Annotated in this window: 16 protein-coding genes; 3 read left to right on the top strand and 13 right to left on the bottom strand. The window is 55.5% G+C overall.

The genetic code is table 11. The annotated features are described in order from the left end of the window. Positions 1-205 precede the first annotated feature (205 nt). Both H6G13_RS10575 and H6G13_RS10580 read left to right on the top strand, forming a co-directional pair. Positions 206-1,447 carry an FIST N-terminal domain-containing protein gene (locus H6G13_RS10575; RefSeq protein WP_242028257.1) on the top strand — a complete coding sequence of 414 codons (1,242 nt, stop codon included), beginning with the start codon at positions 206-208 and terminating at the stop codon, positions 1,445-1,447. A gap of 428 nt (positions 1,448-1,875) precedes the next feature. Next, positions 1,876-2,121 carry a helix-turn-helix transcriptional regulator gene (locus H6G13_RS10580; RefSeq protein WP_190483168.1) on the top strand — a complete coding sequence of 82 codons (246 nt, stop codon included), beginning with the start codon at positions 1,876-1,878 and terminating at the stop codon, positions 2,119-2,121. A gap of 8 nt (positions 2,122-2,129) precedes the next feature. Here H6G13_RS10580 and H6G13_RS10585 read toward each other — a convergent pair whose 3' ends face one another. The 11 genes from H6G13_RS10585 to H6G13_RS10635 all read right to left on the bottom strand — a co-directional run bounded on the left by H6G13_RS10585 (position 2,130) and on the right by H6G13_RS10635 (position 22,794). Beyond that, positions 2,130-2,687 (bottom strand): chemotaxis protein CheW, encoded by a 558-nt coding sequence (locus tag H6G13_RS10585; protein WP_190483169.1) that lies wholly within the window; start codon positions 2,685-2,687, stop codon positions 2,130-2,132. A gap of 19 nt (positions 2,688-2,706) precedes the next feature. Continuing rightward, positions 2,707-5,931 (bottom strand): hybrid sensor histidine kinase/response regulator, encoded by a 3,225-nt coding sequence (locus tag H6G13_RS10590; RefSeq protein WP_190483170.1) that lies wholly within the window; start codon positions 5,929-5,931, stop codon positions 2,707-2,709. Positions 5,932-6,056: 125 nt separating this feature from the next. Further along, positions 6,057-9,548 carry a methyl-accepting chemotaxis protein gene (locus H6G13_RS28305; RefSeq protein WP_199305838.1) on the bottom strand — a complete coding sequence of 1,164 codons (3,492 nt, stop codon included), beginning with the start codon at positions 9,546-9,548 and terminating at the stop codon, positions 6,057-6,059. Positions 9,549-9,579: 31 nt separating this feature from the next. Further along, the gene (locus H6G13_RS10600) at positions 9,580-10,107 is read right to left on the bottom strand and encodes a chemotaxis protein CheW (RefSeq protein WP_190483171.1); all 528 of its coding nucleotides are present in this window, start codon (positions 10,105-10,107) and stop codon (positions 9,580-9,582) included. Continuing rightward, complete coding sequence (locus H6G13_RS10605; protein WP_190483172.1) at positions 10,104-10,490, bottom strand: response regulator; 387 nt, start codon at positions 10,488-10,490, stop codon at positions 10,104-10,106. Before H6G13_RS10605 ends, H6G13_RS10600 begins: the two co-directional genes overlap by 4 nt. A 134-nt stretch (positions 10,491-10,624) precedes the next feature. Beyond that, positions 10,625-11,668: a response regulator gene (locus tag H6G13_RS10610; protein ID WP_242028258.1), complete on the bottom strand. Its 1,044-nt coding sequence runs from the start codon at positions 11,666-11,668 to the stop codon at positions 10,625-10,627. A gap of 964 nt (positions 11,669-12,632) precedes the next feature. Beyond that, the gene (bcsA, locus tag H6G13_RS10615) at positions 12,633-15,245 is read right to left on the bottom strand and encodes a UDP-forming cellulose synthase catalytic subunit (RefSeq protein WP_190483173.1); all 2,613 of its coding nucleotides are present in this window, start codon (positions 15,243-15,245) and stop codon (positions 12,633-12,635) included. Between the two features lie 11 nt (positions 15,246-15,256). After that, on the bottom strand, positions 15,257-17,668 hold the full coding sequence (locus tag H6G13_RS10620; RefSeq protein WP_190483174.1) for a cellulose biosynthesis cyclic di-GMP-binding regulatory protein BcsB: 2,412 nt from the start codon (positions 17,666-17,668) through the stop codon (positions 15,257-15,259). A 45-nt stretch (positions 17,669-17,713) separates the two neighbouring features. Then, on the bottom strand, positions 17,714-19,033 hold the full coding sequence (locus tag H6G13_RS10625) for a glycosyl hydrolase family 8 (protein ID WP_199305839.1): 1,320 nt from the start codon (positions 19,031-19,033) through the stop codon (positions 17,714-17,716). Positions 19,034-19,063: 30 nt separating this feature from the next. Continuing rightward, entirely contained in the window at positions 19,064-21,358 is a 2,295-nt protein-coding gene (locus H6G13_RS10630) for a tetratricopeptide repeat protein (RefSeq protein ID WP_190483175.1), read from the bottom strand. Then, positions 21,355-22,794 (bottom strand): porin, encoded by a 1,440-nt coding sequence (locus tag H6G13_RS10635; RefSeq protein ID WP_190483176.1) that lies wholly within the window; start codon positions 22,792-22,794, stop codon positions 21,355-21,357. Before H6G13_RS10635 ends, H6G13_RS10630 begins: the two co-directional genes overlap by 4 nt. Before the next feature lie 1,040 nt (positions 22,795-23,834). Here H6G13_RS10635 and H6G13_RS10640 point away from each other — a divergent pair. After that, a complete protein-coding gene (locus H6G13_RS10640) occupies positions 23,835-24,590 on the top strand; it encodes a hypothetical protein (RefSeq protein ID WP_190483177.1) in 756 nt (251 codons plus the stop codon). A 142-nt stretch (positions 24,591-24,732) separates the two neighbouring features. On the opposite strand, the gene H6G13_RS10645 is transcribed toward H6G13_RS10640, so the two are convergent. Further along, on the bottom strand, positions 24,733-25,779 hold the full coding sequence (locus tag H6G13_RS10645) for a pentapeptide repeat-containing protein (protein ID WP_190483178.1): 1,047 nt from the start codon (positions 25,777-25,779) through the stop codon (positions 24,733-24,735). 121 nt (positions 25,780-25,900) lie between these two features. Next, positions 25,901-26,779 carry a hypothetical protein gene (locus H6G13_RS10650; RefSeq protein WP_190483179.1) on the bottom strand — a complete coding sequence of 293 codons (879 nt, stop codon included), beginning with the start codon at positions 26,777-26,779 and terminating at the stop codon, positions 25,901-25,903. Positions 26,780-26,943: the final 164 nt, after the last annotated feature.

Here is a 26,943-nt window from a genome sequence, read left to right on the forward strand (position 1 = left end):
CTGGCTAAGGCTTTATGTTTTTTGGGGCTGCAGATTGTTTTTAGGATGGTAAGAGAGAAGTAGGCCCCCGCCTTAACTTTCCTTAATCTTACCCTGCGATCGCAAATCGACATCTGTCCTGAGAAATGCCTAGTTCGGTCGTTTCAGGCTCTGTCAGAATCCCGTTAGAATCAAACATTGAGGTTTATTCAGAAGGTGCGCCAGCATGGATGAGACGTATGAACCCATGAAGTGGGTCAGCGCCCTATCTACTCGAGCCTCCCTAGAGGGCGCTGTTGGGGAGGTGGTTGAGCACATCCAGGCTCGCTTTTCAGGCCAGCCAGACCTGGGGTTGCTCTTTATTTCATCGGCTTTTGCCAGCGAACTTCCTCGGCTGTTGCCCCTGCTGCAAGAAGCCCTACCAATGCCTGCTCTGATCGGCTGTAGCGGCGGCGGGGTAATCGGCATGAGCCCCGACGATCTGGCCCTGGAAGTTGAGGGCAAGCCCGCCCTCAGCCTCAGTGTCGCCTCTCTACCGGGAGTCAAAGTTCACAGCTTCCATCTTCCTAGCGGAGCATTGCCTGACCTCGACAGTCCACCTGGCAACTGGATTGATCTAATCGGGGTAGACCCGGCAGACAACCCCCAGTTTATTCTGATGGCCGATCCCTTCGCCTCAGGCATCAATGATCTGCTGCAGGGTCTAGATTTTGCCTATCCCGGAGCCGTTAAGGTGGGTGGCTTGGCCAGTGCCAACGGCCTCAACCGCAGCAGCGGACTATTTTGCGATCGCACTCTGCACCAAGAAGGCATTGTCGGGGTCGCCCTCTGCGGTCACGTTGTTCTAGATACAATCGTGGCTCAGGGCTGTCGCCCGATCGGCAATCCCTACCGAGTTGCCGAAGCCGAGCGCAACATCTTGCTCAGGCTTGAAGACCCCGACAGCAATAATGAACTGCGCCCCCCGCTAGAGATTTTGCAGGAGCTGTTTCAAATCCTCAGCGAAGAAGACCGCAGCCTCGCTCAGCACTCTCTATTCATAGGTGTTGCCCAAGACGGCTTTAAGCTCACCCTAGAACACGGCGACTTCCTCATCCGCAACCTGCTCGGCGTAGATCCTAAAGCCGGGGCCATTGCCATTGGCGATCGCATTCGCCCCGGCCAGCGAGTGCAGTTTCACCTGCGCGATGCTCGAACCTCCGCCGAAGACCTAGAAACCCTGCTCAGCCGCTACCAACTCCAGTCGCAGTTTCAAACCGCCTCTCCAGTAGGAGCCCTGCTGTTTTCCTGCATGGGCCGGGGCGAAGGTCTATACAAAGAGCCCAACTTCGACTCCCGGCTATTTAACCGCTTCCTCGATCAGGTACCGCTTAGCGGCTTCTTCTGCGGCGGCGAAATTGGCCCCATTGGAGGAACCACATTTCTCCACGGGTATACCTCGGTATTCGGCATTTGTCGGCAGCCGTGAGGGAGGAGCAACCCCGTAGAGAAAAGACCTGGGGGTGCGATCGCATTTACCCGACCACCCAATTCCACTCACTCATCCACCCTAGGACGCTGCATCAAGCTGATCAGCTCATTGGGCTTACGAGTAGGCATTAATCGCGACCAACTCCTAATCTCCGTGATTTGGGCAGCGTGCAGCAAATGAATAACTCTCTTAACCCAACCCGGCGCACCGATCAAAATCATTCGATTGGTGTGTTTCTAGGTATTCGTAAACACCTCAATTACCGTGCTATCAAACGAATCATCAGATTGAGCAAGTTGATCTTCTGACATAGGGACAGCCCCTTAAAGGATGAGAGTGTACAAAATTTTGTACACTCTCATCCTAGCCCAATGTGCAGAATTTTGTACATTTACTTGGTTATGTTCCTTTGACAGTATTGGGGCATGGGTAAAGCAGGAAAAGCACTCAGGCAAGTGCTTGAGAAGTACAAAATCAGCCAAAACCGCTTAGCGGTAACAATGGGAATCGGGCGCTCTACCGTTAACCAATGGTTCAACGAGTCTAGCGATCCCTCTGCTGAAGCGGTCACTGAGATCTTTGCTGCCCTGGAAACCCTAAATCCAATCGCTGCAAGAGAATTTCTCACCCTCTACCTAGGCCGTCCGATCTTGGGGGACGACCCATCCTGAACTATTTTTTAGACATTGACTGGAGAGGGCGGCAGCAGCGGGGGCAAGACCTGCTCCAAATCCAGCAGAAAAATAGGATCCTCTTGTTGCGGTAAAGAAATAACAGCATTTACACAGCGCATCTGGCTCATGCTCAGAAAAGCCACCGAAATCGGGGCAAATGCCGATTGAGGCACCCGCCGAAGCACTGGGGCATGGCTCACCACCAGACCCAGCACTTCAGCAAGTTGGGGCAATTTAATAATCACCACATGGCGGGGGTCGATCAGTTCCGGCAAAGGTAGCTTGGCTGAATAACCGACAGCAGGTAAGACGGCCTGGGGCACATCTCGGTAGATGTGGCGCTCTAGATCAATCGTTGGCACCCGGTGGCCATCAATCAAAATCAGCCCCAAGCCATGGGCATGTCCGCTGCTGTGGACTGCAGTCAGGGGCACCACCTTTTGCGCCGTCTGAATTGGCAGGGCAAACCAATCCTGACGGACAGGAAAGGTGATCATTTGGTGAATAGGAGCCCTCGGCAGGGCCTTGAGGTTGCGGCGAGCAGCTCTTCTCGAAGAGGTCATGGTAAGGGCTCCGGCAAGATTAACTGACTACGGCCTGCTCAACAAGCGCTGCCAGCGTCTTGAGCAGAAACTGTTCGTTGTAGGGCTTAGTGAAGTAAGCAGCGGCACCTAAGTTGGCAGCCAGCTGCCGGTGTTTTTCGCTGCCCCGTGACGTGAGCATGGCAACCGGCAGTAAGTCATGGACCGGTTGGGCCTTAATTTGAGCCAAGAACCCATAGCCGTCGAGTCGCGGCATCTCCACATCACAGAGCACAGCATTAACCGTTAATCCTGCATTCAATTTGTCCAAAGCATCTTGCCCATCTTTAGCCTGAGCCACTTGATAGCCTGCTTTTTCAAGCGTCAGGGCCAACAACCGCCGCACATTAATCGAGTCGTCGATGACCAAAATCGTTGGCCTTTGGGGCCGCTTCAGCATCGTTCCTTGGAAAGGCGTACCAGCAGCTTCCGAGGCTGGCAAATACCCAGCCATTGCGGGCCGATTAGAAACAGGTTGATTGGGTTGCTTGCTGTCGCCATTTACCTCAAGGCTGGCCACCCAGTAGAGCAGTTCAGGCACATTAACCAGGGGCACCACCTGACCATCGCCCAAAATGGTGCAGCTGTTAAAGCCAGGAGGCATAGGCAAGTTGCCCTCAATCCGGCGAATCGCCACCTCTTGCTCACCCCAAGACCGCTCTACCTGAATGCCAACCAGCCGACCGTTATGTTCGACCAGCAGCACTGTAGGAGCAGAAATAGTCGGCGCAATTTCTGGGGTTTCTAGCTGCACCGGGCAGTTAAAGACCAGCCAGCGGGCCAGGGGCACCAGCTGCACAATCTGGTCTTCCCACTCAAACATCTCTTTGCCTGCGGTAGACATAATCTGCTCTGAGGCCAGCAAAAGCAGCTCCTCAATAGCATCCACCGGAAACGCCATCCGCATCCCGTGGCTTTCGACGACCAGCACCCGAGTCACCGAGAGCGTATACGGAATTGACAGGGTAAAGGTCGTGCCCAGCCCCGGTTGAGTATCCACCTGGATATCGCCCCGAATGTCTTTTAATCGACTGCGGACAACGTCCATACCAATGCCTCGACCAGAGAGATCGGTGACCCGACCAGCAGTGCTAAACCCAGGCTCAAAGATGAGCGATAACAGTTCCTGGTTGCTAGCTGCGCTCAACAGCCCCTCGTCTAAGCCCATCTGGCGAGCCTTAGCCCGGATTTTTTCGGTGTCGATGCCGCCACCGTCATCACGGATGGTAATCAGAGTGCGGCTGCTCTGCTGGTAGGCTCGAATTTCAATCAAACCCTTTGCCGATTTGCCCTGGGCTAGCCGGGTCTCGCTGTCTTCAATCCCGTGGTCAAAGCAGTTGCGAATGATATGAGTCAGCGGCTCCTGCAAAGCCTCTAGGACGTTGCGATCGACCAGGGTGCGCCCTCCCTGGATTTTAAGATCAACCGGCTTACCATACTGCAGAGACATCTGCCGCAGAGCCCGGGGGAAGCGATCGAAAGTGTCTGAGAGGGGACGCATCCGCAGCTGCGTCAAATTCTTCTGGAGCTGACGGGCCGTTTTACGCAGATCACGGCAGGTCTGCTCCGTGTTGTCGAGGGACAGGTCAATATCGGCCCCGACCTCCTGAAGCTGCACGATGGTCTCAATAGTTTCTCGAAAGGGCAGATGCACATCCCGGTAGCGATCTAGCTCCAGCACGTCAAACTGGTCCCGAATCGTGGTCTGACTGAGAGACTCTTCTAATAGCGTTAGAGTGTGGCCGTTGTGGGCCACTTCCCGTTCAGCCGCAGCCGCCAGCAGAGGCTGCTGTAGAGCAGAGTTAGTCGTCTGGGTAGCTACTCGGTCGTAGGCGGAGCGCAACTCGCCGTTGATTTGGTCCATCACCCGCAAGCGATCTTGTAGGTTCATCACCAGGTCACGCAGGCGCTTGACTTCCAGCTCAAGCCGGTTGCGCTCAATGGTGAGTTCACCAAAGAGGTCACTGAGCTGGTTAATCTGCAGCACCGGCACCCGCACTGTGTTCTCCTGAAGCGTCTCGGTAGGAGTAGGCGCTTCAGTCCAGGCAGTGTTAACAGCAGGTTCGGGCCGAGAAATGGCCTGTACCTCAGTGGGCTGGTTAGCGGCGGCTTCTGCTGCCTCGGCAGCCAACCACTGGGCCAAATCTGCCTCCAGGGTGTCGGTTGGCAAATCTAGTTCAGAGGCGGCCGCTGGGGTACTGTCAGCCGCATCAAAGCTATCAGTTAGGCCTAGGCTCTCAACTGCATCAAAGCTGTCAGCTAAGTTGAGATTTTCAGTGTCGAGACTTTCAGCCTCAAAACCCTCAGCGTCAAAACTGTCAGCGTTGAAACTCTCAGCCGCATCAAAGTTATCAGTCAGAGCGAAACTCTCAGCGGCGTCAAAGCTATCAGTCAGGCCCAGGCTCTCAGTCAAGTTCAGACTCTCCGCAACCTCAACTTGGCTGAGCGGCAGAGCGTTGGGGATAGTCGCCAGATTACCTGTCACCACTAGGGCTTGGGTACGCCTCCAGACTTGCAAAGAGGCTTGGGCCACCGAAACAATCTGGTCATCGTTGACACTTTCAATTTGCTGGGCAATGGACTGGCAAAGCTGCACAAAGGCTTCTATCTGCAGCATTTCGCCCAGACCCTCTAGCTCCTGAGCCAGAATGGCGACTTCTTCTTTGAGCCGCGGGTCTTGACGGTCGAGTACTGACTCTAGCCGCTGCAGGCAGCCTTCGACTTCGGTTTCAAACAGCAGCGGAATGATGTCTTGACCGTCTTCTGGAGAGAGCATGGAGTGAGCATCTTCTTCCTGAGGCTCACCTAGTCGCTCATGCAGCTGCAGAAACAGGGGGTTGGCTTCTTTTTCTAACCAGTCAGGGGGCAGCTCATTTGCCCTACCCCCTGACTGAGATTGAGGCCGATCGCTGGCAATTACCCGGCCCATGCAGTCTATACACCGCAAAAGCAGCTGCTCCAGACTGGCATCGACGGTAACCGAGCCCCGCTGAATTTTTAGAACTTTCAGCCCATCTTCCAGACGGTGGGCCAGGTCGCTTAGGGTTTGAAAGCCCATCAGACCGGCTCCGCCTTTGATCGAATGGGCTGCTCTCAACGCCTCGTTAATCTTTTCTGCTTCGACTACCTGGGCCAAACCCAGTAGCCGAGATTCTAGAGTCTCCAGGTATTCCTGGGCCTCGTCTAAAAACTGCAGTCGAATTTCAAGTTCCTTATCTTGGGCCATGATGACTTTCTTGAATGGCTGATGGACGGGGCAACAGTCACAGCAAAACAGGCTGCTAGGCACGCTTAGGGGCAACGAACCTTTGGGCAGCGCGGCTGGGTGGGCAACAGGGGCCCACCCGGCACCTAGACCTGATCTCCAGTGTTGAATGTCCCTACCGAAGCCTGCAGCTCTCGGGCAACTTCCACGGTTTCCCGCAGAGCGCCAGAGATCTGGCGGGACGAGTCAGAGGTTCGCTCTGAAACCTGAGCGATGTCGTGCATCAGGCGCGAGACAGCTTGGGAAGTCTCTACCTGAGACACAGTTGCAGTAGAGATCGACTGCACCAACTCATCAATCTGACGAGACACCTCTAGAATCTGGCCCAAGTTACGCTTGGCGTCTTCGACGAAATGCGTACCCTCGACGACTCGGCTGGTGCTTTGCTCCATCGCGTCAACTACCTCAGCCGTCTCCCGCTGAATGTTTTCCACGATGCGCTCAATTTCCTTGGTGGCGTCTGCTGAACGGGCAGCCAGTTCACCAACTTCTTCAGCGACCACTGCAAAGCCCTGGCCTTCCTCTCCGGCCCGAGCTGCCTCAATTCCGGCATTGATGGCCAGCAGGTTGGTCTGCATAGCAATCTGGTTAATCAGCGATACGGCCTTAGAAATCTGCTGCGAAGATTCACCCAGGCGCTTCACCTTCTTTGAAGTCTCCCCGATAATTTCTCGCAGATTGAGAATGTTTTGCACCGTCAGGTCCATCGCGTTGCCGCTGGTTTCAGCCGTAGCAGATGCGCTGTGAGCTACATCAGCCGCCTGTCGGGCACTGGTAGCCACTTGCTGAATAGACTGAGTCATGATTTCCACCGAGTCGAGAATTCGGGTGGTTTCCTCTGCCTGTTCTAGGGCAGCCTCAGCCAAGGTGGTAATGGCGCTTTCGTTTTGCCCCAAGGACTGGTTGACCTGCTCGGCTGACAGCTTCACCTTGGTAACAATCTGGCGCAGACTTTCAACGATAGAGTTGAAAAAGTCAGCAACTGTACCAATTTCACCTGCCGTCACATCAGCCCGCACCGTCAGGTCGCCACGAGAAGCTCCTTCAACATCGCTCAACAGCTCTACCAGCTGGCGCTGCAAAGACTCCTGTTTCTGACGGCTCTCTTGTGAAAGAGTCTCTGCCTTAGTCAGCAGGCGAGCTTGTTCTACAGCAAAGCCAACCTGTCTAGCCACCTGCCGATAGAAGTTGACATCTAGAGCAGTCCAGACCCGAGGCCCGTCGCACTGGTGAGCAATCAATAGGCCAATCAGCGCGTCTTGTACCAGGATAGGCGCTACCAGGTTAGCTCGCACCTTGTAGGGTTCGAGCTGCTTGAGGTGACACTCGGTCAAGTCAGAGCCCTGAATATCTGTGGTAGCCTGCACCCGCCCTTGCCGGTACTGCTCTACATAGCGTTCGGCAAAGCAGGGATCGTAGATTGAGTCGGTCAGGGCTGTTGGCCAGCCCGACTCTACGGACTCTGCTACGAAGGTGCCTCTCCATTTTTCATCGAAGAGGTACACCAGCACGCGCTGGTTATTCAAAACCCGCCGGGTTTCAGCAACAGCTGTGCGGAAGATGTATCCTTCCTCTAGGCTCTCCCGCATGCGTAGGACGATTTCGTTCAGCTGCCGTTCTTTATCTGCTGCTTGCTGCTGCTGGTCAAGCAGTTTGGCCTGACCTAGGGCGTAGCCAGTCTGGATCGAGATTTGCTGCAGCAGGTCGATCTCCTCTTGCTGCCACTGGCGCGGCCCAGAACACTGGTGGACACAAATTAGGGCTACCAGCTCATCAGCACACATGATAGGGGCTACCATATTGGCTCTGACTTCCATCCGCTCCAAAATGTCACAGTGACACTGGCTGAGCTGAGCTGTCTCCCGGTCATTCATGTAGGTCACGCGTCCGGCGTAGTAGCGCTCGATAGCATCTGGGCTCAGGGGATCGTCAATGATCTGGCCCATAGACCGCTTCCAGCCCCGGCGAACCGACTCTGCCGTGACTTCACCGCCCTTGAGATCGCTATTGAAGCGATAAACGACGACCCGGTCTACATTGAAGAGTTCTCGTACGCCTTCAACGGAGGTGCCCAAGATAGTGCGTTCATCCAGGGACTGACGAATGTCGTTGGTCAGTTTCGTCACTAGCTGAGCCCGTTCTACATTCTCTTGAGCAGTGGTGTATTGATCTTGCAGCAACTGCTCTGAGTAGGTGATGTTGTCAGCCAGTTGGTTGAAGGAGTGAGCTACTCGACCTACCTCATCGCGAGAGAAGATAGCGGCACGCGCCTGCCGATCACCCATGCCAAATTTCCAGGCGGCCTGCTGCAAATGCCGCAGCGGCCTAGCGATGGAGCGAGCCAACAACTGGGCCAGAATCAGGTTGGCGGCCACAGCCAGCAGAGCCACCAGAAGCTGAAGCCTCAAGCTGTCGCCAAAGAGACTGTTGAGGGCTGTTTCGGACGTACCGCGTACCAGAATAGCGGCGGGTTCTCCGGTAAAGGTGGGCAGGGCTTTGGCAGCTAGGGTGTAGGTGCGATCGCCTACCACATCTCGCTGGGCTACCACCCCGCCATTGGCGGCGGCGGCCTGCTGCAACAGGGCTGGGCTAGAAAGCTCTACCGCCGATTGAGCCTGGCTCAAATTAGAGTTGTCTTGACTATCGAGAGCCGTTGCCAGGGCGAAGCTGCCGTCTTCCTGCTGCTGATAAATGGCGCTGTAGCCATTGCCAACAGTGGATAGCGTCTCCTCAAGAATGGTGGTTTTATTATTAACCACATCACCTGCTACCAGGGCAGCAATTACCTGATTGGTGGCGGGGTCTCTAACGGGGGTGATCGTATAGCGGATCAGGGCATCTTGACCGGCAAAGCCCTCTGGAAGAGGCGGTGCTTCTCGCTGCAGCTCCTCCCAGCTAACGACGGCGCTGGCCTTGATTTGCCGGGGGTTTTGCAAGACCGTGCCGACCAGTCCTTCTGGGTCAAACCGCTCACCTGTACGGTTGGCATTGGCGTTGACAATAATATTTAGGTCGTTGCCGACTAGAGTGGCATATTCGATTTGGCGCGCCTGAATTTCGTTCTGCAGAATGCGCTTGACTTCCTCCTGGTTTGCAGGAGGAACGGCTCGCCCATTGGCATAGGCAACAGCCAAATCGATAACAGCTCGGTTGTCTGACTGCCCTCGGAAACCAAACGCCATCTGGTCGACTTTGATGTTGTAGGTTACTTCCGTGACCGCTAGCTCTGCTTTGGCCTGGTCTAAGAGCTGACTACGCCCCCCATTGACTATTAGAAAGGAGCCAACCCCAACCAGACCGACGACCGAAATAGCCTGAGTGGTTGCTAGGCCCAGCGCCTGCTTCTGGCGAACGCTTAGGTTGTAAAACCACTGCGTAAGAGGCCATTTGCTTTTTTCTGTGACCACAATGGGGTCTTTAGCGGCAGCGTTATAAGCTGTACCGCGATATTTTGAGGAATCCTGTCCAGGCTGGCGGATTATTGCATTGGAGTCGCCGTAGCCGTTTGTTTCACTGGGTTGGCCTAGGCCAGGTTTGCCAGACTGAGCAGGAGAAACTGGGTGGAATTCAGTGGTCATAGAACCAGCACCTTTAGCAGAGGATTAGGGATTAGGCTGAGTGGAATTGCAGAGCGGAGGACTGGACAATAGCTTCAGCATTGAGAGCCAGCAGCACTTCGGCAGGTTGAAGAATGCACCCTCTCAGGTAGGGAATTAGGGTGGCAGGAATATGCGCCGGAGGAGCTTGAATCATCTCTGGACTGATGCTGAGAATGCCGTCGATTTCGTGAACTCGCATGGCCAGAGAGACTGTGCCCACCTGCATCAAAATCAGGTTGTACTGGTGCGATAGGGCTTGAGCAATGGGCAGACCCAGGAGCAGTGCTAAATCAGCGACCCAAACCACACGGCTGCGGCGGTTGATCAGGCCAAGCATGCAGGGCGGCATATTCGGCATGGGAGACACTCGCTGGGCCGGAACTGTGATGGCCTCCTGAATGTGCCGAGTAGGCATGACTGCGGGCGTCTGCAGACCCAGGTGAAATTTCAGGTGTGTGTTGCCCGACTTGCCGAGCAGGGCCGGAGCTAAGGTTCCCTGAGCAGTTTCTCGGCGCAGGATGAGGGAAGTTGTGTTCATAGACCTACTCCCAACAGGGACACGACGACGCGCAGCAGCTGTTCGCGGGTATAGGGCTTGGTGAGATAGGCATCAGCACCTTGTCTCATACCCCAAAGGCGGTCAATTTCCTGATTCTTAGAGGTGCAAATGACAATGGGGACTTTGGCGGTTTCTGGGTTCTTTTTCAAGCTGCGGCACAGCTCAAACCCGCTCATGCCGGGCATAACGACATCGGTCACGATGACATTTGGCTTGTACTGAGTGGCCTTGTCTAGCGCTTCTTTGCCGGTCACGGCATGAATGACAGTGCAGCCACTTTCTCTTAGGTAGTGGCTCATCAGCTCCATTTCAGAAGGAGTATCTTCAACAATCAAAATAGTTCCTGTCAAAGTAATCGCCATAGTTAGTCCCCTTTGTTAGTGAGAGAGATGTTGGCACCGGGCCAAAGAAACGTGTTTTCTGATGCCAGACTGAATCAGAGGGCCATTGCAGACCGCACCTGTGGTTGGAGTCGTTGTTCTATTCGCGAGTAGGTTCAACTTAGATGCTTAAAGATGATTTTGAGCAAATCGGATTGGTTAAAGGGTTTGGTTAAGTAACCCGAGGCTCTTACCAGCTTGGCTTTGGCTCTATCGATAAAGCCGGTATTGCTTGTCACCATAATGATTGGTACATGCTTAAAGTCAGAATGACGCCTCAATAGAGAACACAGCTCATACCCATCCAGGTTGGGCATAGTAACGTCTAACAGGATTAGATCAGGCTTGTTTCTAATTACTTGCATCAGCGCTTTAACCGGGTCGCTGATCATTAGAACAGAAAACATCTTGTCATCTAGAAAGTCGTTGATGGCTCTTAAAACCGTTGGACTATCGTCAATACAGGCAATGGTATAAGTACTCTTGCTGGAGGGCTTTAAGATGCCTGAATCAGGCCTCGAAGGGGCCGGAGTATCGGGGGCTGTATACGGAGCGGGGGCTGTGGGTAGGGTGGTGGTGGCGTTGCGGTAATCTCCGTTGCGCTGCAGCATTGGAGAGGACGGTTGAGCCGATGAGCCATTGCCTTGGCGCTGTTTTAAACGGTTGTAGCAGTCCTCAACCATTGGCCTGAGGCTAAATTGCCCCAGTCTAGGTAAGCCCAACAAAAAGTCTGTTTCAAGCAGTTCCGGAGTGCCTTCTCGAATGCCTAAAAAGCCCTCTAGAACTTCTTTAGATAGGGTTTCGATCAGGGCGACAGCTTGATCGGAGGGAAGGTGCTGCTGCTCCACCAGCCAGCAAATGGCTCGGTAGTCGGGACAGGCATCGGTAGGTAGGTCTGCCTTTTCAAACAGCAGCCGCACCTGTACCCGGACAGCACTAATCAGGGTGGGAACTTGGCCGCTGAATCGCCTGAGATAGAGGTCTAGGCGGTCAAATGGCTGGAAGGATGTGGTGGCATAGGTCAGTTTGCCCCGTTCCAGATACAGTAGCCAGGCCCCCTGCTCAGCGGTCACTTTGAGGCATCCGGTAGCCTGACGACTACTCATCTGCGCCAATAAGCTCAAGGGATGCAGAATTTGAGAGGGGCGATAGGTAGTCATAGGGACTGGATTGAGAGAAGGGTACATTTCCGTTCAAGACTACTCCCATGACAGGGAACCACGTTTACGTCAGCGGCATGGGCAATTTTTTGGCAAAGCGAACAGTTTCAAGCTCCAGTAGAGTTGAACTGTAATGGCCCTAAAGGACCAGTCTTTGGCCATCTTGTATCCCATGCACCACTCGCTTAGCCACACACAGACACCGGCCTGGGTACAGCTAAAGGCAATCATTTGGGGAGACGGTTCTTTGAAGTGGCGTAATAACCACAGGGCTCAAGTACAGAGCAATAGGCTATAAAATACCTGCTTTAATATCGATATCTGGAGGTAGATTTAAAGCGGTTGCAGCCTGATTCAGTAGCAAGGTTCGGCGCGGATATCTTTAACTAGATATCTTTATGTGGCCAACCGATGAGTGCAGCTAATGAATAAAAAATACAGGGAATGCACATACCGTTTACAAGGACGCTTCACAAGGATTTGATGCTTTTATCTGATTGCTTGAAGGAGATTGGGTAGTGCAGCCTAGATCAGTAATCAAGATGCCGTCAATTCATCTTGAACTGTATAGGGTAATTATATCCAATTAATTCTCATAAAGTCTGCAGAAGAATGAATAACCAGCGAAGAATCAGAATTAAAGTACCAAGTTTCGATAAACATACTTTTCGGTTTTTAAGGAAATAAACATATACATTTTTTGACCGGATAGCAATTTTTCGCTGCTAGACAACCGATGTTGCATCGATTTCTTAAGAATTGCCGTGGTTTTCAATAAAAGAAGCTGGTGATCCTAATAGCCTTAAGCTCGTTTTTGCCTTCCTTAACAGGTCTACAATCCGCACGCATTTTGGGTTAAGCAGAGTGAGCGATGTTGCCTTACATTAACTATCTTAGTTTTAAAGATTTTCAGGGGCAAAGGTGAAGACTTTTGCCCCTGAAAATCTTTATTGGAGTAGCAGCCTTAATCGAGCGACTTAAGCATTGCTCGAATTTTGCCCCGCTGCTGGCGATCTAGTGAGGTGGGAAATGTTAGCTCTAGCGCCACTTTAGGATCTTCTAAAAAGGCGTTGCCCTCCAGCCAGACAACTTGGGGATTTAGCACATTGACTTCGCTCACCTGGGCCAGCAGGCTCTGGGCATCGCCCTGATAGCTGGGAAGCAGTAGACCCAGCATTGGCCGATCCTGACGCAGGGTGTCGAGGTCTAGGTCGCTCAGCCCGACGACTTCCAGCCGTAGGTCGCGGGTGCCTAGGGCTACCACTTCGGCCTGGTAGCTCTGGCCCATCCAGCCGTCCCAAACCAGCTGCACAGGAGCCCGCATCTGTTTGCGCATCTTAATGCCCAGCTCCGGCTTAAATTCGCTAAAGACTCGCCCTAAGCTGGTAGAGATAAAGCGCAGGGAGTCGAAGGGGCGATCGCTGTGGATGCGGTGCTGGGCATACCACTCTTTGACGTCGGAGAAGATTACTAACGACAGATCGTCGGACTGGGTGCGGCTAATATTGATGAAGTCTAAAGAGATCAGCGTCTGGAGCTTGCTGGTGGCAACAGCCCGGATAATTTTGGCATCAAGCAGAACTCGGGCATCGTAGTCACCAATCAGCTCAACTCGCACTTGATCGGGAACGTTGGGCCATTCATCTAGCAGCAGTTGAGCACCGGACTCGCTGACGTTGACCGTTTTGCCCGGCCAGCTGCGATCGTCGCTGTAAACTACGGCTGTGAGCTCACGGGGCAGTCGGTGGGCACGGCGCAGCTGGGGCTGCTCAAAGGCGACTAGGCAGGCCGACAGCACCAGCACCAGGTTAAAGACACACCAGAGGGCGTTGATCAACACGGCTTGGCTGTCTTCGGGGCTGAGAATTAGCCAAAAAGGCACTGCGACGAGCGAAGCGGCAGTAATAACTCCCAACATGACCAGATAGCGCACGCTATCGAGGTCAAAGTTGCGCTTATCGACCGTTAGGCCCTTGGCGGTGACATTGAAGCTGCCCAACTTGGGATTGATCAGAGCCAACAGGGTGACAATCCCGGCCTGAAAGGAGAGGGAAAATTCGTAAATTTCGTTCCAGAAGGAAAATCGGACGTGCTTGTAGGGGATGTGGTTGGTCTGCATCGACAGTGCGATGTGGGGCAGGGCGTAGAGCAGTGTCTCTAGACCCAAGCCTTTAACAGAGTTGATGCTGAATAGCAGAAAGAGGTTAGGTGCGATCGCATACATCAGCCGGGGAAAGCCGAAGAAGAAGTGCGAGGTCGCGCTGAAGTAGCAGACCCGCTGGGGCAGGTTGAGATTCAGTTTGCGGTTAAACAGTGGGTTCTCTAGCCGCAGAATCTGAGCCATGCCGCGAGCCCAGCGCACCTGCTGCCCTACGTAGGCCGAAAACTTTTCGGGGGCCAGCCCGGCCACCATAATTTTGTCGTAATAGACCGTCTTATAGCCCCGCGAGTGCAGCCGTAGGGAGGTATGGCAGTCTTCGGTTACGGTTTCGGTGGCAATGCCGTCAATTTCTAGCAGATACTTGCGCCGTACTACCGCTGCCGAGCCGCAGAAAAAAGCTGCGTTCCAGGTATCGTTGCCCTTTTGCAAGACCTTGTAAAACAGCTCGTTGCCGACCGGCACTTGCCCCTGGGTCAGCAGGTTGCGCTCAAACGGGTCGGGGTTGTAGAACCAGTGGGGGGTCTGCACCAGGGCCACGGCAGTGTCGTAGAAAAAGCCCACCGTCTCCTGTAAAAAGCTTCGCACCGGAATGTGATCGCAGTCGAGGATCATCACCAGATCCCCCTCGGTGCGCTGTAGGGCGGTATTGATGTTGCCCGCTTTGGCGTGGTCGTTGTCGTCGCGGGTCAGCATAACGCAGCCTAGGTCTTCGCAGGTGCGGGCCAGCTCAGCCCGACGTTCCGGGAATTTGCGCCCATCATCGAGCACATACACCTGCTTTTTGTAGGCCGGATAGTCTATAGCGAGGGCTGCCAGCGCCGTCTTGCGAACGATTTCGACCTCTTCGTTATAGGTGGGAATGTAAATATCGACCGTGGGCCAGCCTAGCTCAGGCCACTGGGCGAGATCCACAGACCGCCGCTGCCGCAGGCTCAAGGTCTGAAAGTAGGAAAGAAACAGCGTACCTAGGGCGTATAGCTCAGCTAGAAATAGCAGGATGGAAAAAAACGCATCCAGCGGGCTATCAAGATTGAGCGTGTAGTTAGTGCGGTAGTAGAGATAGCGCAGGGTCGTCAACGAGCTGAGCATTACTAGAAAGAGGTGCAGATACTCCCGCAGCTTGGGCTGGCTGGTATAGCGGTCTTCTAGGCGCTGCACCACAGCTCCAATGCCAATCAGCATCAGTGCCACTAGCAGCTGCTCATAGACCCCCGAGTGCAGCGTAATTAGCGGCACCGTCATCAGGCCCAGACAGGCCATCATCAGAAGCAGCTGCCAGGTATTGAGCCACTGCACCCCGGCATTGACAGCCTGCGGCCAGGTTTCGGTCAACCAGCGCGTCAGCCGCTGTGGCCCCTGGCCCGATCTGATCCGGGCACGAGACTGTTGATAGAGGCGAAAGGGAAAACCCGTCATGTCAACTCCCGTTAGTCGTCCTGGGTAAGGGTGCGATTTAGATAGGACTGAGCCACACCGTAGAGCAGCAAGGCCATGATCACGGTCCCCGGCACAACCAGCAGCCAGTTGGCTCTGAGCAGTCGCCAAATCCAGGGAGGCGTTGGCGTGGTGGCCAGCTGCACTTGGGGCGACTCGCGCAAAAAGGCTAGCCGGTAACCGTGAGGATCGTTGGGGTCGGCGTCGGGTGCATTGGCGCTAACCAGGGCGGTATCACCTTCGATCTGGTAAAACAGGGCATCGTGACGCACGAGGTCGGTGAGACTGGCTAGACCTTGCTCGTCTTGGCCGCTCAGGGCTAGAATCACCCGCTGACCATTCCAGGGGGAGATCAGGGTTTTCATGACACCTTCAGGGTCCGGTAGGGCCTGCACTTGGCTGCCGCCCCACTGCCGCGATAGCCGATCTCTGAGGTTAAAACCCTCGCTGCTAAAGACTTCTGGGAAGGGAAACTGGGCGCGGGTGCCGATGGCGATTAGGTTGCGATCGCGCTTTACCTCCTCGGGCAGCGTTTCCACCCGAAACACCTGGAGCTGCACTGACTCGGCCCGGCTCAACCGCCCTAGCCGTTCCGCCATCTCTAGCAGCAGGTTGAGGTCGGCAGGCCGAGGGCTATCGGGCAACACCATCGCCGTAGTTGAAAGGTCTTGCGGTGCGGTAAAGGGAAAGCCGGTGCTGAGCAGCTTGAGATCGGGCAGATTTGCGATCGCTTGCCGGTTCAGCTTGAACTGGCTATCGCCATGAATCGTGCCCCAGAGCTGCTGATCGGTGACCCGGCTGCAGGAGCGGCGTTCCCGAGGATCTAGGCGAAAGTTGACGCGCAGGCGGGAGTAAGGCGTAATTTTTTCAGCAGGCAGCGCCACTTTAAGGGTTTCTCGATCGGCCCCTTCTAGCGCCGTCAGCCGCTTGCCATCTACGGCCACCCCATCTAGCTCAACCTCAACCAAGGAAGTCAAGGGGTTCACCTGAGGGCCGTAGCTGTAGTTCAGCACCAGCTCATTGCCGGGCTGAAACTGATCGTCGGGCAGCGCCTTGAAGTCCACCTCCAGAGCCGGTGCATGGGAACCTCGCACCGTCACATCCCCCAGGGGCTGCTGAGTAGACGTCTGCAAATCCTTTAGCTGAAAGCTCTCTGACGTCGGCAGATAGCCAGGCCACTGCCGCGCTGGCGGCGACTCTAGCTGAGATACCTGATTGACCAGCAGGCCATGACCTACCGCAATTTGATGGTCGCCAGGTTGGGCCAGAAACTGCACAGCCTTAGCGACCCCTGCCGGTCCATTACCAGAGGCCACCAGTACCGGCACCCGGTTCTCAGCGGTGGTGCTCCACATCAGCACGCCCACCTCGGGAGCCAGGGGTTTGCCGCTGCCGTCCTGAAACTTGCCATCTTTGAGGGCAAAGGGCAGTGCTAGATCTGCCAGAGCCGGTTGAGTTTCTGGTGTGCCAATTACCACCAGCCGTTCATCCGGGTTAACGGCCCCGATAGAGTCAATCAGGCGCGTGTCGAGCGGGCGGTAGTGGGCCACTCGCCCCAATGCCGCCTGCAGCCGAGCCGCATCGGTCAACCAGGCATCTTCGACTGTCGTGGGCAGCAGGTAGACAACCTGGTTAGTCTGCAGACTGAGGGTGTCGAACAGCGGGTAGGGAAACTGGTCAAAGTTAGGCGTTACCGGCTGGGGCTCAAAGTTAAACACCAGCTTGGAGTCGGGCAGCACCTCAGTCCACAGAGAAGGATCGTAGGGGTCTTGGGTGCAGGTAGGGGAATTGTTTTGCAGGGCTGCTACCACCAGCTCATTGTGGTCTTGCAGCAAATCCAGCGGCACGTCAAACACCGCCTCGCCAATTTCGCCCTCCAGTTGGTTCAGCGGCAGACTGCCGACGCTGGTGCCGTTGAGCAGCACCGTCAGGTTAGAGCGAGTGGCATAGAGGGCAGGCGAGTGACGGTAGCGCAGCAGCACCTTGACGGTTTCTGCCTGCCAGTTGCGAGGCCGGGTAAACTGCAGCCGCCGCTCGTCATAGATACCGCTAAAGCGCAGGCGAGTGCCCACCACCGGACTGCGATTAAACTCCAGCACATACTGGCCCTTGGGCGCAGGGCTGACCACTGGGCTGGCCGGCAGCGCCTCGGGCAGGGGCAGCAGTTCGGCAGTCGGGGCAGCAGTTGAGGCAGCAGCCGGAGCAGCATTCTGAGCGGCAGCGGGCGGGCGGGTGGCGGGCGGAGCAGCATTCTGGGCCAGCACTGCGGGCAGAGGTAACCCAGTGAGCACCGCCAACGTCAGACCCATCAACAGCCCTAACGAACGGCGGCAGACGCGATGAGAAAACCGTCTAGAGGCCACAAGGGCAGACGACCGAGAGGGGGGAGAGGAGTTGGTAGACATGGCATTGCAGAGGATGCAGGCGAAACGGCAGAAGAAAAAGACGGGCTAGCGAGAGCCAGTAGCGGTGCGGAACACAATGTCAGGGGGACTTTTGGGCAAGAGGGCAAACCAAGCCAGATTTTGGGTGTAGTAGGCCGTGTCGTTGTCCCAAAAGCCGTTGCGGTAGGCGGGTGCCAGCTTTTGCCGATAAATCTGCAAAGCTAGCAGTGGCGAAACCTGCTGCAGGGCGGGATAGAGCATGGCGTATTGGGCCGTAGCTTCGTAATCCACCAGCGCTTCTCCCGCTAAGCTGATGCGGGCAGGAATGCGCCGATCTTGCCGCCAGCGAGTCTCTAAGTGATCGAGCGAGGTGGACAGATAAGCCCTGGCCCGAGGTTCGGCGAACCAGGCCGAGTCGAGCGCTATCCGCCACCACACCCGGAAGGCGTCGAAGCTGTAGTTGCTCTTCACGGGGCTGTCTGGGGGCAAGGGCCGATAGGTGCCGGAAGCTGGGTCGTAGGCAATCCAATCGGCTGGCAAACCCGCAGGTGAAATGGCGGAGGATGCCTGCAGCATGGCGTAGCCACTGTCTACCAGCCTCAGCCAGGGTCGCTGCGGGTCTACCTGGGCAAACAGGCGGTAGGCGTAGGGCGAGAAGTAGGAGGGATTGAGAATCAGAGTATCGGGCTGATTCCAAAACGCCTCTGCTGGGCCGGGCAGGAGCTGGCGGCTACCGTCGGGCAACTCCACGGTGGAGTAGGCCCAGATGTCGGCCAGCTTGGCCCGAGCCGCCTCTAGATAGGCAGGACAGTTCCAGCGGCGGGCCGCCAGGATCAACGCGGTGGCAGCATCGATATCGGCATCGGTAGCGAAGTTAGGATCTAGGGTCTGCCATGCGCCCGTTTCACTGCGGCCCCAGTGCCAGGACCAGAGAGTATCGCTGGGCTCGCCACTGGGGCCCCGGCGAGCTAGGTTGCCTTCGGCCCAGGCATAGGTGCGCTGGAAGGTATCGGGGTCGTTGATCAAAACCGCTCGCCACATGGCATAGGCTTGACCTTCTGAGGTAGAGCGGTCGTTGTCTTCCCGGTCGATCACTCGGCCATCGCCCTGGATAAAGCGGTCCCGGTAGGTCTGCCAGCTTTCTCGCAGCAGCGCCTCCTGAGGGCTGCTCTGCAGCAAAGACAGCTCGGTATTAGCCACAGAACAGGTGGCCACATCAGCCGCAGCCACGGCTGGGGCCAGCGCCGCCAAGCCCAGGCTCAGCGGCAGCCCCAGAGCGACCTGGTAAAGCCGCGTGAGCCATCTACGACGGGCAGAGTATTTCAGGGGGTAAACAGAGCGAACGTGTGGGTAGCGCATCGTTGATTCGGGTTTGGTGGAGTTCATGGCTGAATTGGGATGAAGGGCCTGAATTCCTCAATACCGTTCCCAGTGTGGCTGAAACCCGCGGCGGCGGAGCAGGTCGACCTGCAGTTCCTCAATTCGCTGATTGACTGAATCTGTCTGCGGATTGGGCGGCAGGTTTTGCATTTGCTCCAGGGCGGTCAGTCGATAGTCTTGGGCGGCATTGAGTTCTGCGATCGCAAGTCGTGCCCCCCAATCTTCCGGTTCCCTGGCCAAGACTGCTTCATACAATCTTCTGGCTTCGCCATAGCGGCCCTGCTGAAATCGCACCCCAGCCAGCGCATTGGTGGCCCCGATCTGATTGGGGTCGAGCGCCAAAATCGTTTCATAGGCTTGGCTAGCCCGCTGCAGGTCGCCCTGCTGCTGCGCCAGCTCGCCCTGGAAAAAGTAAACTGTGGGATCTTCGGGCGAGTCGGCCACCAGCGCTGCGACTTCAGCCTCAGCCAGAGCCGGATCGCGCTCGGCTAGCAGCTGAATCTGCCGCCAGCGAATCCCTGCAGCTTTGGGGTCAAGGGCTAGCAGCGCCTCGTACAGGCCGGCCCGCTCTGGCGTTGCGGCTAAAGCTGCCGTTAGCTGCCACACCTCTGGCGGCGGATTATCATCCAGTGAGTTGGCAGCCAGCCACTGATCTAGGCGCTTGCCTGCCTCGGCTTCCGACAAGGCTCCGGTTTTATGGGAGAGGTAGGCCCAACCCAGCGGCCAGGTCAGGTTTCCAGGGTCGGCCTGCATCACCTGTTCGTAAACGGCGATGGCCCGCTCTGGCTGGCCCTGCAGCGTGCGAACGTAGGCTAGTCCCCGCAGGGCATCGCCGAGAATAGCCGAACCCGGATTCGCAGCGACCAACGTCTCATAGCGTTTGCCGCTGGCTTCCAAATCGCCCATTTGCCGCTCCAGGTCTGCCAGCAGCAGATCAACGGCCAAGTCGCCGCGCCCAAAAGAGGTTTCCCGATAAGCGGCCAGAGACGACTGGGCTGCAGCCAGGTTATTTTGCTCAAGCTGCATCTGAGCCACGCGGAAGATGAGCAGCGGCTCATCCAGGCCAGCTGCGATCGCACCTTCGTACACCGGCAGCAGTTCCGGCTCTGGCTGCTCCAGGCGAATCAGCGCTAGCGTAATCGCCCGCCGCTCTGAGGGTGCTTCTGGCAGCGGAGTCACCAGCGGGGCAAGCTGGGCGGCCAGATCGGCGGCAGGCAGTTCGCCCAGGATGTAAGCCAGGGTCAGGGTTTGGACCTGTAGGCTAACCGCTGAGGGGTTATCTTGAGCCAGCTGACGCAGCAGAGCCAGCGCCTGGGGTTGGGTCGGCGGCCACTCGCTCAAAACATCGGCCACTTCGCGCTGTAGGCCGAAGCTAGGAGCCGTTGTCTCGCTCAACACCTGCTGATAAAGTGCAGCGGCCTCTTCAAATAGGGCCGAGTCACCCTGACGCCGACCCAGAGCACTAAGGGCGCGGGCCAGAGAGAGGCGAGCACTGGACTGGCCGCGCAAGGGGGCCAGGGTAGCCAGCGCCTGGTCAGTCTGACCATTGCTGCCATAGGCTACGGCTAGAAACGTGCGAATCTGCACCGCTACCGGATCAAGCTGAGCGGCAGGCTTCAGCCGGGGGGTGAGGACAGCAATGGCCGCTTCGCTCTGACCGCTTTCCTGCAGGGCCAGGGCATAGGCCGAAACAGCATTGTCGGGCACCGTGCGGCCCCCGGTCATGTAGCGCCGAAACAGGCTTAGCCCCTGGGCATAGTCGCCGCTGTAGGTATAAATTTGGGCTGCGCCCAGCACGGTATCGGGGCTGGGATTATTTGGCAGCAGGCGCTCATAGTCGGCTAGGGCAGCAGGAAACTGGCCCTGGTAGCCGTAGAGCAGCGCTCGCTGAGCGCGAGCTGCAGCGTTGGCCGGGTCTTGATCGAGCAGGGTAGTCAGCGCTGCAATGCCCTGGGCCTGCCACTCAGGTCGGTAAGCGCCCAGCTGCCCTACTGCCGCCAGCGCTTCCGGCTGACTAGGAGACTGCTGCAGCACCGCCTGAAATGCCTGCCAGGCATTGGCATCTTGCCCTGCCCGCTGATAGGCCTGGGCCAGGCCCAGCTTGGCTTCTAGTGACTGGGGGTAGCGCTGTAGGGCTTGCCGGAAAGATGCGATCGCATCCTCCACCCAGCCCCTTTCCAGGTGGCCATATCCCTGGCGCACCTCAGCTGGCAAATTTTGGGCCGCAACCGGCAGCATGAGCGTCAGCCCGGTCATGATCGCTCCTAAGAGAGACGTGATCAGTCTCGTCCCTGCGCCCCACTGATAAAACTGTGTCTGCTTTTGGCTCATTCGAAGGTTCTCCTGATTTCTTGCCAGGACAGGTCATAGCGAACGCGTAACCCTAGGTAGGTTTCGCTAAAGGCATTGCGCTGCTGCACCGAGGCCCCCGCCCGCAGGTTAGGCGTCAGGCGCACATCGTAAAACAGCTCCAGCACATCCGGCTGGGGCTGGCCGCTAATCTGCTGCAGCGAAGCATTAGAAAGCTGTCGGCCATAGGCCAACCCCAGCCGGTCCTGCGGCAAAAACACATCCAGGGCATTCACACCGAAGCTGAAGGTGTTGCCCCCCTCACCCAAATCGAGGTTGTTGTACCAGCCGTAGCGGCCAAACAGGCCCAGTTTGAGTTCAGGAATAAAGTATTCTGCGTTGAGGCCAAAGGCCGATTCCCGGTCGCCCGGCTGTGGCCCCAAGCCCGAACCACCCTGGCGCGGCACCGCAAAAACCTCCTCAAAGCCCGTGCCAAACCCAGCGTCGCGCCCGGTAGCGTAGGTACCGCGCACAATCGCATTGCCAAAGCGCACCCCCACTTCCCCAGCAAAAGCGTCGAGCGTAAAGCTGCCCAAATCGCGGGAGGAAGAAAAGGCAGTAGCCGTCAGCGATAGTTCATCTAGCGGCGTCCAATTCACCAGCACACCAGGCCGAGAGGAAATGTTGGCCGCGCTCAGAGCCGGGTTAGTTTGAAATACGGGGTTAAAAAAGTGGGTCACCGCATCTTTAGCAAAGCTGTTGCGGTCAAAGTAGGAGGTCAGATCCATCAGCCCCACCGTGAACCGCAGCTCCGGCAAATTAGCAGGAGAGGCTGTAACATACAGCTCATTCACGCTCAGGCCCGTTTGGGGAGAATCGGCAAAGGAGTTGCCTGCAGTCAGGTCTACCACCGCCCCGGCAAACACCGAGGGGCTAAAGGTGTAAATGCCGCCCACTCGCAATCGGGCCGACAGATCATCGCCCTGCAGCAGCGCGGCTCCCTGCAGGTAGACTTCTGGCTGCCCCACCACACCCGTCGTCAGCCGATCGCTAGAGCGCACCGCTGGGTCAGTCTCTGGCACCAATGGATCGGAGGAGGCACCCGCTGGCTCAGTCTGCAGCTCAGGCGTTGTTTGAGCCAACTCTATTAGAGCTGAAGCGGTCTGATCCGAGACAGTTTGGTCTAAAGCAGTGTCTTCTGTGGTTGGGACTGGGGTTTCTGTCGCTAAAGCTTCTGGGGCAGCAATTGGGGCCAGGGCCAGATTTGCGAGAGGCGCAGTGATTGCTGCCAAGGGTCGTTCTAAAGCGACCACTTTAGCCGGAACTTTGACAAATTTGGGCGGCCTGCTGGAAACGGGTAGGGGTGCGATCGCACTTGGCCCAGTCGCCTCTGTCGCTGTACTCAAAGCAGCTGATGGCGGCGCGCCAGCTTCAGCGCGAACAGGCCGTAGATCTAGACCTACTGCCATTAGCGCCATCGCAAATAGACAAATTAATTCAAGACCCCAAGACGGATCTAAAGAATTTCTATTTAACATAATGGACCCAAAGATTGCTCAGAATAAGGTTGATCTAAATGTTGATCCGTGCGCCCAATGGTATTCAGTAGTCTTGCCTGATCAAAACCTGATTAGAAATCTATGAAAATGCCACAACAGCTATCGCTAAACATTCCGTAGATGCGCGAAACGCTGTCTTTTAGAAACCTGTTGTAGCCCTATCCAAGTATTGACTTGCATGATTGCAGGCCAATTTCAGCCTGACTCCAGGCTTGAATCAGAATTTAATGAGTACTTAGAAGCAAAAATATGAAATTACTCTATGGCGAGCTCATGGCAGCACAAATCCCCTAATTCCAAAGACGCTCAATACGGCTCAAATCTAAAAAATCAAACTCTTCAAGGGCAAACTAGCCTTGACAGACGATTCTCAAGCATTTTGAGCTTAAAACTAAATCAGGCAGCCCACACAACAAGCTGACAGTGACGACGACGGGCTGGAAGAACTCTCAGGAAACTCAGGAACTTCGATTGTAAAAAAGTAGTTACTTTTAATGATCTATTCAGACCCAGGTAGATTCATCAGGAGGTTTTTTGAGCTTAGGGCAAAAATAAGCAAGTAGTTTTTCGAAGTGCCTGAAGGCATAGCCCACAACCGCTGCCAACCCCAGGAAAATTTAAATTACAGCAAGATTCAGCTTCAACTTCTTAACCTAGAAAATACATAAATTTGCTAAAAATCCTGCATAAATATGATGTAAACCTTCCTGTCAAAGGCAGCTTAGAACGAAGTCTACAAAAGATGGTTGGTTCCCTTAAACATCAGGCTCTCATAAGATTCTGATGAATTGAGAAATCCAATTTGTAAACTGCTGACAAAAAAGTCCAAAAAGCCTGACATTGACCTTTTGTCAATGCCATCTTACGCGAAGGACAAAAGCCCTATCAGCAGGTTTCCCTCTCAAAGCCGTTTATTCAAGCATCTATTTCAGGTCTGTCTTTTACCGTTTGGCAAAGCTATGGAAATGTCTTGGCCCATCCTCTCCTGGAAAACACTAGCCCGCTGGAGCAGCCTAGCGGGAATTGTTTTCGGCCTAGCAGGCTGTGAGCAGCTCCCCTCTCTAATGCCATCCTTGAAAGAGGTAGACTTAAGCCTTCAAGTTGAGCCTGCCGAGCAGCCAGGGGAGTTTGCGATCGCAGGTCAGACCAACCTACCCAACGGCACGCAAATGGTCGTTTTAGCCGTTCGTCAGCTCCAGCCTAGCCAACCTGTTGCAGCAGCATCTGCGGCTCAGCCCACCTACGCTATCTTGGCCTATCAGCCAGTTCAAGTAACCGCCGGACAATGGCAGGCCAACCTCAATCTTTGGCAAGTCTCACCTGAGGGGGCCTACCGCGAACCCTGGCAGCTAGAAGCAACCAAGCTCAATCTAGCAGTAGAGCCTGCTCCCGAAGTACAGTTTATCGTCACCCTAGCTCCCCAGGGACTGCTGGCCTCTCTAGAAGACCAGCTCAAGCAGCAGGGGCTACGGTTGCCGCAGCCCCTGCTCCGAATCACCCAGCAGGGCGATCGCTTTCTCCAAACAGAACAGGTACGGCTAGTCACCCTGCCCACAGGCAGCACCACTCCCCCCGGCGTGCGCCCCGAAGATGTAAACGGCGGCTGGGGAGAGCGCTACCGACTGGTGCCAGAACCGCCTCTGCCTTACACTCTCGATCCAGAAGACGAACGCAAGACCGATGCACCAGCCGCCATTGAGGAATACTTGTTCTAGCCTAGAACGGGTTCAGAAGATGCCGGGAAGCGGGAGAGCCAGAAGCCAGGAATAGAAGAGAGGGAGAAGTAAACAGAAACTTCAACCTCTCACCTGAAGATGCAGGACTATTTAACCCCCTTGCCCCTCTTGCCCCTATTTCTTAGCTGAGAGAAACCTGCCCCGGCGGATCAAACAGTAGATGGGGCAAGATTGCCCCCGCAAGCTGAGCATCTTCTAAAATAGCGTCCTCTAAATTAGCGCCCGTGAGATTAGCCCCACTCAAGTCCGCTCCCATCAGATTGGCCCGCATTAAATTAGCATCGCTCAGATCGCTTTCTCGCAGGCAGGCTCCCCATAGATCAGCGCCCATTAAGTTTGCGCCGGCCAGGTTCGCTGTCTGCAAATTAACTCCAGCCAACTGAGCACCACTCAAATCGGCCCCCCAGAGAGAAGCGCCTGGAGCAATCCGGTAAAGCTCCTGTTCCAGAAGCAGGCTGCTCTCAGGAAAAAGCGTGCTGTCGCTGTAAATCGCTCCCTGCAAATTCGCATCCGTTAGACTGGCATGCTGCAGGTTAGCGGCCAAGAACTGGGCTCTGCAACCATTAATCTGGCTCAAATCAGCTCCGGTCAGGTCGGCTCCATTGAGGTTGGCCTCGGCCAAATCTGCACTCGAAAGATCGGCCTCTCGTAAGTTTGCGCCCGTCAGGTTGGCTCGCCGCAGCGCCGCACCAAATAGGTTAGCTCGGCTCAGGTTGGCCTGGCTCAAATCAGCCTCAGAAAGGTCACTGCCGCTCAAATCTTGGCCCCGCAGGTCACTGCCAGCCAGCTGACTGCCCGGTTCTATCAGGTACATGCCAGCTTGGTCGGGGCGGAAGCCTACCGGAAACTGGGTCTGCCCGTTGTAAAGCGCGCCCGTTAAGTCTGCCTGCTCTAGCTGAGTTTGTTCTAGACAGGCTGAGCGCAGGTCGGCCTTTTTCAGATCAGCCTGGTGCAGGTTGGCCCGGGTCAATTGAGCCTCACGCAAATTGACCTGCCGCAGTGAACTGCCGCTCAGGTTAGCCCCCTGCAGGTCAACCCCCCACAGGTCGGCCTGGTCGAGGTTGATGTGGCTCAAATCGACCTGCTGCAGATTCAGGTCGCTAAAGTCTCGTTCTCCCGAGGCGTAACGCTGCCTTAGCTCCCCCGTTTTCATTGTGATTGAACGCATAGTCCTTAAGGACGTCCGATAATTACAGGAACGTTTTCTAAGCTATGCAAACACAGAAACTGTTCGACAGGAGAAAATTAATAAAGAAACAGCTTACTTGTGTGTAGTTTTCATGATCAAACTACGCGATCATTTGCCACTGTTCCCAGGTAGATTTGTCGGCTTTGGCCTGGGTTTGTTTTACCCAAACAACATGCCCCTTAGCGTGGGGAGTAACAATAGCCGACTCGCCTCGCTTAGCCAGAGTATTGACCATCGCCAAAGCCTGTTCTCGGGTCGGGCGCAGCCGGAAAAAGCTGTAGTACTCTCCCTCTACCTCCATGGCCAGCACCCGCTGGTCGCTGCCCGGCAGCTGAATTCGGCAGGGTTGCTCGCCTGCCTGGTCTGATGAGAGTGCCTGTGAGAAGCTATCGCTTTGGGCAACCGCTGAACGGTCCGCCAGATCGGGCTGAATTTCTGCCTGAGGCGTATCAGAAATGTGCCAGGGGTGACTGGGACTCGCTGTAAACAGGGATCGATGGGTTTCTTTGGAGGGCTCATCCCATCGGGCTGAAGGCCAACCAGGTAAAGGCTCCTGAGCCAATCCGTCTAGCCAGTTCAGAGGCTGTGTCGTGCCCCAAGTCGCCTCATCAGATTCTGGCGTAATTTCAGCGGGAAAGTCGGCAGCAAAAAAGGACTCAGAAGATTCAGGTTCTGGTTTTGTTAGAAGCTGCAGCAGGTCGTAACTGCGCTGCTGCCGGTTTTGGTTGAGGCGCATGATTTCAGCCGTTCCTACCCCAGCAACTACGCTAGAAATAATGGAGAAACCAATATAGCGAATTGATACTTTCTTCTGCTCGTGCTGCAGCAGCGGCGAGAACCACTGCTTGATTGGGCCAGGTAGAGGAGCCGCAGCCGGACTGCCGCCCACGGAGGCTAGCGGTACGGTCAGGGAAGCAAAAACGGCACTAGAGGCCAGTATTGCTGGAAAAACAATTTTTTGAAAGGGAGAAGCAGTCATGGCAGAGAAATTTATAGAGCTGTAGGGGATTAGCAGCAAACCAAACTGTTTTGCAGGAAAAAGCCAAGCGCTTACCCGTTCATACTAGGTAAAGAGATAAGGCAATAGGCAAACTTTTGATTTACTCTCTGTAAGTTTTATATGAAAAATGACTTGTTCAAATT

The sequence above is a fragment of the Pseudanabaena sp. FACHB-2040 genome, from assembly GCF_014696715.1.
Lineage (GTDB): Bacteria > Cyanobacteriota > Cyanobacteriia > Phormidesmidales > Phormidesmidaceae > JACVSF01.